Genomic DNA, 9,822 nt, shown 5'->3' on the forward strand with positions numbered 1-9,822 from the left:
CTAGAATTATCGTCCACACCATCTAAGTCACTATCCAAATAACTATAATTGTAAGTTGTGGATTGTCCTGGAGAATATTGAATAACGAATTGATCAAAATCTTCGTTATACGCATTCCCTGCAGTTTTCCACCAACTACTATCAAATAAAATATTATTACTTCCTTGCTTTACATAAAATCTTTCCGGCGCTGTTCCCGCATTAACTTTTAATGTTAGTGTACCTCGGTCATAACGAACATCCTTTGTTGCAGTCCATCGGCTCAAGTTTGTTCTTCCGTTATAAGCCGTGTCATCATCAGAATCTACATTCCTGTGCTCGTAGGTATCGGGTGCTGTTGGGTTTTGCTCAGTTTCATTCAAACCACTGTCAAAATCCACACTTTCCTGAAATATATAATGCCCCTGGAATTTAGTGCCTTGCAAATCGTATAGGGTTTCCTTCAAGCTTTCAAATTCTGCATGATACATTCCCCGCTCAGAGGAACTGATCAAATCATTGGAAGCGGAACCTGCAACACTTGCCATTCGATCCATTACTTGGGGAACATTTTCCAACCCGGCATCTTGAATTTGGGCATAAGTCAAAAAATTCTGTATGTTTTGAACTTCAATTTTCTTGCGATCACTTAAACTACTCATCCTGGCAGAGTAACTAGCATCCCCTGAGTTACCTTTCGTTATCGCAACCTCAGTTGCACTAACGGATAAGGCTTTATTGGTGCTACGCTGGAGGCCAAGAAGTGCCTTACTAGTTGCATGCGACAGGTTCCCAAAAATAGATGCATTGGGAGAAAGCATGGGACTTACAAAAGTTTTCCTACTAAGTTTTGATTAATGCCCTGAGCTTGGACAAGTAGTGCACTAGTGGCCTGTGAGCGTAAGCTCTTTTTTGCAAAATCGATTGAAGTGGATGCAAAATCTCTTTCTTTTTTAGCAAGGTGTGCCTGTTCCGCCACAAAATACGAATCCAATCGATCTGTGGACATCATAATTTCATTTGTAACCGACCCTATTGTAGCCCTTTTATCAGATATTGTATCCAGTTCATCTAAGATTTTTGCTCCTGATAAAGAAGCGTTTGCTTCGTTATTAACCGAGTATCCTGAAAAATTATCAAATGCAGCGGGCTCAAAAATTATTTTATGACTACCCGCATTGATGGAAAGAGAATTTTCGCTGGCTTTGAAAAGGTTATACCCTTGAAACTGAATATCCTGCAATTCGGCAAGGTCCAATTTAAGAGTTTCAAATTCAGCATTTAATAAGGATCTTTCATTTGAACTGATAAGAGAATTAGAAGCAGAACCAGCAATGCTTCCCATTCGATCCGTAATGGCAAAGGCTTTCTCTAGTCCGGCATCCTGCATTTGCCCAAAACTTACTAAGTTTTGTAAATTTTCAGACTCGACTTTTCTATTGTCGCTTAAGCTGCTTAGTCTGGCTAAGTAACTCGCATCACCAGAATTTCCTTCTGAAATCGCCAACTCGGTGGAGTGAACCTTAAGCGATTTACTAATGCTCCTCTGTAAATCGAGCATCGCTTTTCCCGTAGCGTGGGAAAGGTTTCCATAAATTGGTGAGTTAGGTGAAAGCATAGAGATATTAAAATAATTGCCTCCATGCAATGAGAATAGCGGAATACCGCTCGCGCATCCTTGCGCACGACTACACAAAACCGTCTTCCGCAAGGTAAGTCAAATATTATTTCACTTATTTCGATTCCACCAAGTGGCTAGAACGCTCCCAATCAAACAATGAATTACGGCACTCAATGCACAGGGAGCCGGCACCATCGGCAAATGTGAAAAATGTTTACTCGCCAAAGCCATACCCAACCCGGAATTTTGCATTCCTACTTCAATCGAAAAAGTTCGACAGTCCAATCGATCTCTTTTGAAGAGTAATCCGATCATAAAACCAAGAAAAAAACCGCCCAAATGAAGCAAAAGAACGGCAATTACTAATAGGTACCAATACTCTAAAATTATGTTTCTTTTAGCTGCCAATACATAACCAACAATTAATAATATAAATAATACTGATATTAATGGGGACACTTTTGAAACCTGATGGGCAGAATTTTCGAATAACTTTTTCCATAGCAATCCAAATAGAAGAGGTAGTAAAACAATCAGTAAAATACTCTTGAGTAGTCCCCACGAGTCAACCGGGACATAATGTCCTGCGTATAAGTTCATGAGCCAGGGGGTTAAGAAAATAGCGAGTATCGTAGAAACGAGAGTTAAACTCACCGATAGCGCCAAATTTGCTTTTGCCAAAAAAACCACAACATTTGAGGCAGTCCCCCCCGGACAGCAGGATACTAAAATTAAACCGACCGCCATTTCAGATGGTAACTGAAGCACCCAAGCCAATCCCGCTCCCCATGCTGGCATGATTAAGAACTGAGAAAAAACTCCCAAGCCCACTACTTTTGGTTCTCTCCAAACACGAATAAAATCGTTGGGCTGCAGGGTCATTCCCATACCCAACATAATAATACCTAAGCCCCATCCAATCGCATCTTTCCCGTACCACAAAAAACAGGAAGGTTCAATAAGGGCAAGTATTCCTACCAATACCGACCAAAGCGGGAAGAATTGAGTTGCCCCCGCGGCGATCCGTTCCACCCTATTTTGTATCTTCAAATTATTTTACCAATCCCATTAGAAATCAATGAAAACAAAACTTAAGGTCAAGATTTCCCTCGTACTGGCAACTTCTATAATCATAAATATATTTCTTATTTGGGAGGTTTTTCGTCTTCGAGATGAGAATAGAAAGATGAATAATAAAGGCAGTTCATCAAGCCAGAGTTTGGAAGAGTATTGGGATGAAAATCAACCTTTAGAAAAGGAGGGAAACAAGCCTTAATTCGCAATTTCCCAAAATTCAACCTCTCCCCACAAATGTCCCCAGCCTTGAAATTGGGGGGAAATTCTAAAATACCGGGCGTTCACCGCTCGTAAATCTAGCTCAGCCCACGCTCCCTTTCCCTTTTCAGTAATAAAACCATCATACTCGTTAAAGTCCAAAAATTGCTTTCCATCCTTACTCACCTCCACTTTAATCTCTGCTAATTCATCCGCTCGGTCGGTTGCTTGGAAGTAAATCCTAATTACACCGATTCTCTTTTCTTCACCCAAATCAAAGGTCACTACCGGGTTTACCTTAAACCAAGCCGTCCAAGTCGAGCGCCAGCCGTCTTCAGGCAATTTCCCGTCCATTAAAAGAGAAACATTCAATCTCCCCGCATCCATAGTTGGGTTCTTGGAGGTGGATACTTTTACTATTGGGGATAATCGATATTTCTTAGAATCACCATCCCGGGCACGACTTTGTGAAAGTACTAATGTGCAGCTCAAAAATACACTTAAAAAAACGGGCAGGTAAAATAAATTCCTTTTCATATACCTTTTTTGATCCAATTAATAGTTTCCTGCAAGTTTCATTACAAAGAACTGGCAATAATTTTCCCATCGAGATAAACATCCGCCCAAACCCAAAATCCATTTTTTCCGCGCTCTAAATTTCTGATTCGCACATGACTTGATTCTTTTAATATCCGACGAAATCGATGCCATTGTCGAAAGGCAGTGCTTACTTTAAGTGGATCCGGGTCGGTAAGAGATTCTACATTCAATCCTCGGACTTTTATGGTTAGTGCCCGTCCAAAAACAGGATTTAACTCTTTTACATGGGCAACAAATGTATTTCCATTCAGGGTTTCAAGGATATCACTTGAAACATCCAATTCAAAAGTGGAAGGAAAGCTTCGATTAACCGATGCGTTTTGACTCGAACATGCAGTCATAAATTGCATAAAAGTGAATAGTCCAATCAGTAAAACTCGCATCCATAGTAAATAGAATACGATTGCTCTTCGAGTCAACCCTTGGACTATTTGACAATCATAACTTTCGATTCACCATCCAGTGGCAACCCGACTCCTCGGCGATCTTCATAAACATTCTCTCTGCTTTGTTTAATTTCCTTCCTTTTCGAACTGAAATACCCCATGTGCGGGCTAATTTTTTGGGCCCCAATGCAAGGCTGACTAGTTCTCCCCGCTGGACCTCTTCCTCGACTGCCCAGTCGGCAAGAATTCCCACTCCCATTCCGACTTTTATTAATTCCTTACTCGCTTCGGGACTACTAATTTCCATAAATGAGGAAAGTCGAATTCCCCTTTTATCAAAATAATCAGTAATAATTCGGAATGTATAACTGCCTTTATTGTAGAGAATGAAATTCTCAACCCCTGCATTATCCCAATCAATCCTCTTGGTTTTGACCCAGGGATGAGAAGGAGAAACCACCACCCTTAATTCATCGTTGAAACAGGGCATGAATTCAATTTCTGGCATATTAAAAGGCGACAATGTAACCGCCAGGTCAATTTTCCCTTCGCTCAAAAGTTGTAAGCATTCGGGTGTATCCTCACATTTCACCTCAAACCGGCATGGAGATTGAGTTTCTTTAAATTCTTTTAAAATTGATGGGAGAAAAAACCGACAAGCCTGTGTACTCGCACCTAATCGAATGCGCCCTGTGCCAAATTTTTCAAAACCATCCAATTCGTCTCGAACATTTTCCATTTCAACAAGAAATGGGCGAACAAAATTCAATAATCGATCACCCGCTTGTGTTAAAGAAACTTTTTTTCCCTGCCGACTAAAGAGTTTGCAACCTGCCTCATCCTCTAAATTTTTCATTGAATGACTCACTGCTGATTGAGTGAGAAAAAGATGTTTTGCTGTTTTGGTAAAACTTCCAGTACGGCAAAGCACATCAAAAGCTTCAAGTTGCCTAGTGTCAAATGGACGAATTCTTTTCATATTTCCAACCAATTAGCAAATCACGAACCAACTTTGTATTTTAAGGATTTTTGCACGAATTATGACAATCTGAAATGAAACCCGAACTATCTTCGCCACCTCAATTACAGCAAGGCATTACAAATATTTATATTCTCGCTTGTGTGTATGAAAAGAAATCCATAACTTTCAGTCATGTGCAGCATATTTAAAATTATTACAGCTTGCATCCTACTTCAATTGGTAACAAGCGATGGGCGTGCTCAACTGCACCCCATGGAAGCGTTTGGTAGAACTCTGTTCGATTCCTTTAGGCAAGCTGACTTTAACAGTTATTACAATCGCTCCATTTTTTCTTTGAATGAAAAATCCTTCAAGTTTTTTCTGCAGAATATTGAAAACAAAACCATTCAGGAAAATCTCATTTCTCAACACAAACAAAATTTTCCAGCACATTATTCACTCAATGAAAAATGGAAGGTTGCATTCCAACATTTGTGGCGAAATGAACTTCGTCACATTGCCCGATATTCCCCTTCTCAAGTTCGAAACGAGTCATTCATTCCGATTCTCAAGGAAGCATCCGATTACAATATACAATGGGAAACAACTCAACTACTTGCTATTGAAGTTCTCCTTCCCGTCAGTTGGAAAAATGGAAGGTTTCAAATTAAAAGTGACCAAGGAATCGATTTAAATCAAAGCAACGAAAGAATTTTGTTTTTAGATCGTAACTTAGATTATCGCTTAACCTTGAACAAATTCACGTATTCAAAAACATTTATGATTGGGTCAGATCCTGAAGACTCAGATCAAGCCTACAAACAAGGCATCCTGGGGAACGGATCGGGGCAGGGTGATATTTTGATCAGGTTTAATTCCGCTACTCCTTCTAACCTATTCTACTTTTGCCCGGATCAACTGGGTGCTGGCGGTCCTATAATCATTAAAGATATGGACGACATGAACAAACCGAACCAGAGAACAGACCTGTTGCTTACCTTTTCCTTCGACCAACCTTCCAGGGCTTTTCAAATCATTCTTAAAGATGTATTACTCTCAAGCCGGGGTCCTATTTTCACAGAGAGGCCAAAATTTCTTGGCGAGGTATCCCTTCCTCGCGGATTATCTTATCCCAATTAATTTAAATTCTCGGCTTATCTAAAATAACCTCAGTCAATTGACCGTTTTTATAACGTGATATATTAAAGAGGTCTCCCTTTTCATTCCACCTTCGAAAAACTCCGCTTGCTTTTCCATCAAACCACTGCCCTTCCTCTTTTAAGTTTCCATTGGGCCACCAAAATCTCTCCATTCCGTCTTTTCGTCCTTTAAAAAAATCTGCTTCACCACGGGGAGTACCATCAGGATAAACTTCCGATGCTCGACCGGAAAAAGGATTTCGTTCGACATCATAATGCCACAAGCCGGTTGTCTTATCCATAACTAAGCCACTGCCGTTAACCGTTTTTAATTTTAAAGAAAGGCGGGAATTCTCCCATTGTAAGGTTTCTATTTTTAACTTTAATTCTTTTAATTGTTGTTTTCGGCCAAATGCTGAATCACCAAGTTGTTCTTCCGATACCTCTTCACTCGTGGTCTCTGTATCCAAACAACCAACCAAAAATAATAAGGTCGCAGTGAGCCAAATGAAATTAAGCTTCATCCCATTATCGAATAGAGCCTAACCGGTCAAATGCAAGAGCAATACAATTGGTATGCAATATTTCGACAATCGAATAACCTCATGTTCATATTTTCAAAAATCTAGACCAAATCGCACTTTATTCTTTGAATAATATATCATTTTAAATAGGTTGGTTACTTACTCATGAAAATATCAGAAATAAAAAATATACTGAAGCAACTCAAAGAAGTTTCTTTCGTTTTACCGAATGGAAATAATGTTCCACCCCACTTTCACATTACTGAATTGGGAATTATTTCCAAGGAATACATTGACTGCGGGGGAACGATCCGAAAAGACAAAACCGCCAATTTTCAACTCTGGACTGCAGATGACTTGGACCATCGAATAGAACCCGAAAAAATCATTGATATTATTGATATCGCCGAAAATTCAATCGGTTTAGGCGATCTTGAAGTAGAAGTAGAGTATCAAACAGAAACCATTGGAAAATATGGTCTCGAATTTGTAGAGGGCACATTCCACCTTTCTTCCACTCAGACCGATTGCCTGGCCAAGGATAAATGTGGAATTACCGAAAAACCGGAACTTCCCTCCGATACCTCCTCTTGCTGTAGCCCCACTACTGGTTGTTGCTGAAGAATCTTCCAAGGGATAGAAAAGGCTCTCCTGTCAGGTTACCTTTTATAATCATAATATAAAGAGAAGGAAACACTGAGGACTAACACAACGGAAAATCCTCCGCCCAATAATTTCATATTATCCTCCTCCCTCATTCCGACCACCCAAAGGGAGTATGCGAATACCGAAGCAGCAAGTAAAAGCAGAATTTTGACTAGTACACGGTACAACATTAAAAAGTTACTAGAATAGAATCTCTTTTTTTGAAAGTCGTTTAATTCAATACTTCCAACATTTCTTTTGTATAAAAGAAAAATGGAGCCGAGAATCGGATTCGAACCGACGACCTACGCATTACGAATGCGCCGCTCTACCAACTGAGCTATCCCGGCAAATTTAAATAGTTTGTATAACTTGATGGATGTGCAGTTAGTTTTCAAAACAATTCCAAGGCTAGAGCTCAAGTTTTAATGAAAACCTCGAAGTAATGAGGAAATACTTCAGATAGAATAAAGGTGAAGTTTTCAAAATCTTCCCGTAATTTCCTTTATTGGCTCGAGATTGTGTTCCCAGTCTAGTACATCTAAAGATAAAACTATGGGGCAATTATTAAATGCGGAACCACAAAGAAGTAAATTTTCTTCCATCTCCAAGTACATGTTTTGGTTAATGCTTCGAAACTTTGCAACTAGGCAATGGGTATTTTCAAAACCGGGTCACGATAAGGGTAGTCGAATGTTCACTCTGCCAGGATGTATTATCGCATCCCCTTCCCGACCACATGACAACGAAACCACCGAGGACTATGTTCATTTCTGGGTGCGGGATGGTGCCCTGACTGTAAATGAATGCATTTACCATGACCTCCCCACCAAGGAAATGCTCGATGATTACGTGAGCTTTAGTTATACGATACAAGAAACCGCCATTCGGGCTGGAAGAGGCGCACATGCCTGTTTCAATATTGACGGAACGGAACGATCGTGGGGCGAACAGGGGGATGGTCCCGGACTACGTATTTTATCCATTTTGGAAATTTGGGATCAATTGAGCGAAGAGGCAAAGTCTACTGCCCGCAAGATTCTAGTGAGAGACCGCCAATATATCATCGAGCATTATGACGGAGACACAGATAATGCGTGGGAAGAAATCACTGGTAACAGTTTTTTTTCCCGGACTGCCCAAAGACAGGCAATTGATAAGCTGGAAAAATCCTCATCCAAAACCGGTATTGCTCCAGAGAAAAAGATTCCCGAAATCATTCAAGCTTTAACCACATTATTGGAGGAACATTGGGCAAGTGATCTCGGACATTACCGTTCAATTTTGAATGGAAAAGCAAAAAATGGCACATTAAGGGGTCATGAACTCAACATTGATATTGTTTTTGCATGCACCTATAATGGATTGACCTGCTTTGATGAACGTATGATTGCCACTGTGGCGAAACTGAGGGACGAGTTTGAAAAACTCTACCCCATCAACGAGCAGGACCGGGCATTAGGTATTGGCCCCTTAATAGGACGATATCCGGGCGACAAGTATGATGGAACCGTAAATCAAGGGGAGGACATGGGACATCCATGGCCACTCTGTACCGCTAATCTAGCCCGCTATTACTACCAATGCATAGTTGAAATTGCCAATGTTCCCTGCGTTACCATTACCGATCCAATGGAACCTTTTTTCAAGCAGATCGGCTTCAAGCAAAGCGGAAAGATTAGTAAATCATCACGGGAATACGACGACTTGCAAGCTGCACTATTAGGTGCTGGCGATAAGTTGATGCGTGCAATCGTATACCATTCCGATCACTTAGAATTAAGTGAGCAATTTGACCGCACCCATGGTACTTGCATGAGTGTAAGAAGTTTAACTTGGTCGTACTCCTCTTTTATTGCCTCTTCAAGGATTCGCGAAAAGGCAATATCGCAACTCTAAATTATTACTTTAAAGCTAACTAGTGGCAAGATCGGGTACCGGAAGTAACCGCATTCAATTCTTGGTCGTTTTTACCCGTATCTTGTTTCTGCCGATCGTTTTATAATTTAAATTTTTAATCGCCCCTTTTGCTTCACTTACATTTGGCATTTCAATAAAACCAAATCCTTTTGAAGATCCACTTTTGGGGTCTATCACCAATGTGCAGTATTCGATTTCTCCAAATTCCTTAAATATATTTACCAACTCTTCCTCCGTTGTTAATCGATCCAAGTTGCGTACCAGTAATTTCATTTAATTATTTTAGTGTAAGATGAGAATAGTTTCTTTTGATGAAGATTTCATCCTAATTAGTTTGGAGGCTAGATAAAGCATTAAAGGAGAAAGATTCACTTCTGATTCTTTTCGCGTGAATAATTATTCACTGCATTACCAAATTAGGTTGATTCAGGGTAATTGCGTTTCATTAGAGTGAGGAAATTGATCGCTAAATAACTAATTAAGAATAATAAATTACAAAGAGATTCGTACTTTTCATTGAATCGTTTATGGTGGTCGAACTTGAATAGAAGGTAAAATTGGCATTTGCCGTTAATAGGGAAAGGAAAAACATGAAAAAAACATTTCAATTAGCACACGAGAAAATTAAGTATCCCCGAATGATCGAGTCGGTAAAAGCGGAGGTCAGAAAGCATTTGAAGCGTTGCCGCAGGAAAAGCCTACCCAAAGGTGCAGACTTTTGGGACTTTAATTGCAAGTTTGGAGATACCGAAAAACATGCAACCAGTTGTCA

Annotated in this window: 13 protein-coding genes and 1 tRNA gene; 5 read left to right on the forward strand and 9 right to left on the reverse strand. The window is 40.1% G+C overall.

Features of this window, described 5'->3' with window-relative positions; translation table 11 throughout:
- From ACKPQ5_RS02425 to ACKPQ5_RS02435, 3 genes are all read right to left on the reverse strand, one after another.
- On the reverse strand, positions 1-800 hold an 800-nt coding region (locus ACKPQ5_RS02425; RefSeq protein WP_407677502.1), incomplete at its 3' end, for a flagellin N-terminal helical domain-containing protein.
- Between the two features lie 5 nt (positions 801-805).
- The gene (locus tag ACKPQ5_RS02430; RefSeq protein ID WP_407677503.1) at positions 806-1,597 is read right to left on the reverse strand and encodes a flagellin; all 792 of its coding nucleotides are present in this window, start codon (positions 1,595-1,597) and stop codon (positions 806-808) included.
- Positions 1,598-1,708: 111 nt separating this feature from the next.
- Positions 1,709-2,650, reverse strand: a complete 942-nt coding sequence (locus ACKPQ5_RS02435) for a bile acid:sodium symporter family protein (protein WP_407677504.1) — start codon at positions 2,648-2,650, stop codon at positions 1,709-1,711.
- 28 nt (positions 2,651-2,678) lie between these two features.
- On the opposite strand from ACKPQ5_RS02435, the gene ACKPQ5_RS02440 reads away from it, so the two are divergent.
- Positions 2,679-2,876 carry a hypothetical protein gene (locus tag ACKPQ5_RS02440; RefSeq protein WP_407677505.1) on the forward strand — a complete coding sequence of 66 codons (198 nt, stop codon included), beginning with the start codon at positions 2,679-2,681 and terminating at the stop codon, positions 2,874-2,876.
- Here the strand turns inward: ACKPQ5_RS02440 and ACKPQ5_RS02445 are convergent.
- The 3 genes from ACKPQ5_RS02445 to ACKPQ5_RS02455 all read right to left on the reverse strand — a co-directional run bounded on the left by ACKPQ5_RS02445 (position 2,873) and on the right by ACKPQ5_RS02455 (position 4,840).
- Positions 2,873-3,412 carry a discoidin domain-containing protein gene (locus tag ACKPQ5_RS02445; RefSeq protein WP_407677506.1) on the reverse strand — a complete coding sequence of 180 codons (540 nt, stop codon included), beginning with the start codon at positions 3,410-3,412 and terminating at the stop codon, positions 2,873-2,875. The two genes, ACKPQ5_RS02440 and ACKPQ5_RS02445, sit on opposite strands and share 4 nt — an antisense overlap.
- A 41-nt stretch (positions 3,413-3,453) precedes the next feature.
- A complete protein-coding gene (locus ACKPQ5_RS02450) occupies positions 3,454-3,816 on the reverse strand; it encodes a hypothetical protein (protein ID WP_407677507.1) in 363 nt (120 codons plus the stop codon).
- 97 nt (positions 3,817-3,913) lie between these two features.
- Entirely contained in the window at positions 3,914-4,840 is a 927-nt protein-coding gene (locus ACKPQ5_RS02455; protein ID WP_407677508.1) for a LysR family transcriptional regulator, read from the reverse strand.
- Between the two features lie 174 nt (positions 4,841-5,014).
- Here ACKPQ5_RS02455 and ACKPQ5_RS02460 point away from each other — a divergent pair, with 174 nt between their 5' ends.
- Positions 5,015-5,962: a hypothetical protein gene (locus ACKPQ5_RS02460; protein ID WP_407677509.1), complete on the forward strand. Its 948-nt coding sequence runs from the start codon at positions 5,015-5,017 to the stop codon at positions 5,960-5,962.
- A 1-nt stretch (position 5,963) separates the two neighbouring features.
- On the opposite strand, the gene ACKPQ5_RS02465 is transcribed toward ACKPQ5_RS02460, so the two are convergent.
- A complete protein-coding gene (locus ACKPQ5_RS02465; RefSeq protein WP_407677510.1) occupies positions 5,964-6,485 on the reverse strand; it encodes a toxin-antitoxin system YwqK family antitoxin in 522 nt (173 codons plus the stop codon).
- Between the two features lie 165 nt (positions 6,486-6,650).
- Here ACKPQ5_RS02465 and ACKPQ5_RS02470 point away from each other — a divergent pair, with 165 nt between their 5' ends.
- A complete protein-coding gene (locus ACKPQ5_RS02470; RefSeq protein ID WP_407677511.1) occupies positions 6,651-7,106 on the forward strand; it encodes a DUF6428 family protein in 456 nt (151 codons plus the stop codon).
- 298 nt (positions 7,107-7,404) lie between these two features.
- On the opposite strand, the gene ACKPQ5_RS02475 is transcribed toward ACKPQ5_RS02470, so the two are convergent.
- Positions 7,405-7,480, reverse strand: a tRNA-Thr gene (locus tag ACKPQ5_RS02475).
- A 277-nt stretch (positions 7,481-7,757) separates the two neighbouring features.
- On the opposite strand from ACKPQ5_RS02475, the gene ACKPQ5_RS02480 reads away from it, so the two are divergent.
- Positions 7,758-9,029, forward strand: coding sequence for a glycoside hydrolase family 15 protein (locus tag ACKPQ5_RS02480; protein WP_407677512.1), 1,272 nt, complete (start codon positions 7,758-7,760; stop codon positions 9,027-9,029).
- Positions 9,030-9,083: 54 nt separating this feature from the next.
- On the opposite strand, the gene ACKPQ5_RS02485 is transcribed toward ACKPQ5_RS02480, so the two are convergent.
- Positions 9,084-9,323, reverse strand: coding sequence for an RNA recognition motif domain-containing protein (locus ACKPQ5_RS02485; RefSeq protein WP_407677513.1), 240 nt, complete (start codon positions 9,321-9,323; stop codon positions 9,084-9,086).
- A gap of 317 nt (positions 9,324-9,640) precedes the next feature.
- On the opposite strand from ACKPQ5_RS02485, the gene ACKPQ5_RS02490 reads away from it, so the two are divergent.
- On the forward strand, positions 9,641-9,822 hold a 182-nt coding region (locus tag ACKPQ5_RS02490; RefSeq protein ID WP_407677514.1), incomplete at its 3' end, for a DUF6172 family protein.

The sequence above is a fragment of the Candidatus Seribacter sulfatis genome, from assembly GCF_964187635.1.
GTDB classification, from domain to species: domain Bacteria; phylum Verrucomicrobiota; class Verrucomicrobiia; order Opitutales; family Seribacteraceae; genus Seribacter; species Seribacter sulfatis.

What these genes read in the sequence shown, in the direction of transcription:
- ACKPQ5_RS02430 (WP_407677503.1), bottom strand. Translation starts at nt 1,597, where the DNA reads ATGCTTTCACCTAACTCACCAATTTATGGAAACCTTTCCCACGCTACG.
- ACKPQ5_RS02440 (WP_407677505.1), top strand. Translation starts at nt 2,679, where the DNA reads ATGAAAACAAAACTTAAGGTCAAGATTTCCCTCGTACTGGCAACTTCT.
- ACKPQ5_RS02445 (WP_407677506.1), bottom strand. Translation starts at nt 3,412, where the DNA reads ATGAAAAGGAATTTATTTTACCTGCCCGTTTTTTTAAGTGTATTTTTG.
- ACKPQ5_RS02450 (WP_407677507.1), bottom strand. Translation starts at nt 3,816, where the DNA reads ATGACTGCATGTTCGAGTCAAAACGCATCGGTTAATCGAAGCTTTCCT.
- ACKPQ5_RS02455 (WP_407677508.1), bottom strand. Translation starts at nt 4,840, where the DNA reads ATGAAAAGAATTCGTCCATTTGACACTAGGCAACTTGAAGCTTTTGAT.
- ACKPQ5_RS02460 (WP_407677509.1), top strand. Translation starts at nt 5,015, where the DNA reads ATGTGCAGCATATTTAAAATTATTACAGCTTGCATCCTACTTCAATTG.
- ACKPQ5_RS02465 (WP_407677510.1), bottom strand. Translation starts at nt 6,485, where the DNA reads ATGAAGCTTAATTTCATTTGGCTCACTGCGACCTTATTATTTTTGGTT.
- ACKPQ5_RS02470 (WP_407677511.1), top strand. Translation starts at nt 6,651, where the DNA reads ATGAAAATATCAGAAATAAAAAATATACTGAAGCAACTCAAAGAAGTT.
- ACKPQ5_RS02480 (WP_407677512.1), top strand. Translation starts at nt 7,758, where the DNA reads ATGCTTCGAAACTTTGCAACTAGGCAATGGGTATTTTCAAAACCGGGT.
- ACKPQ5_RS02485 (WP_407677513.1), bottom strand. Translation starts at nt 9,323, where the DNA reads ATGAAATTACTGGTACGCAACTTGGATCGATTAACAACGGAGGAAGAG.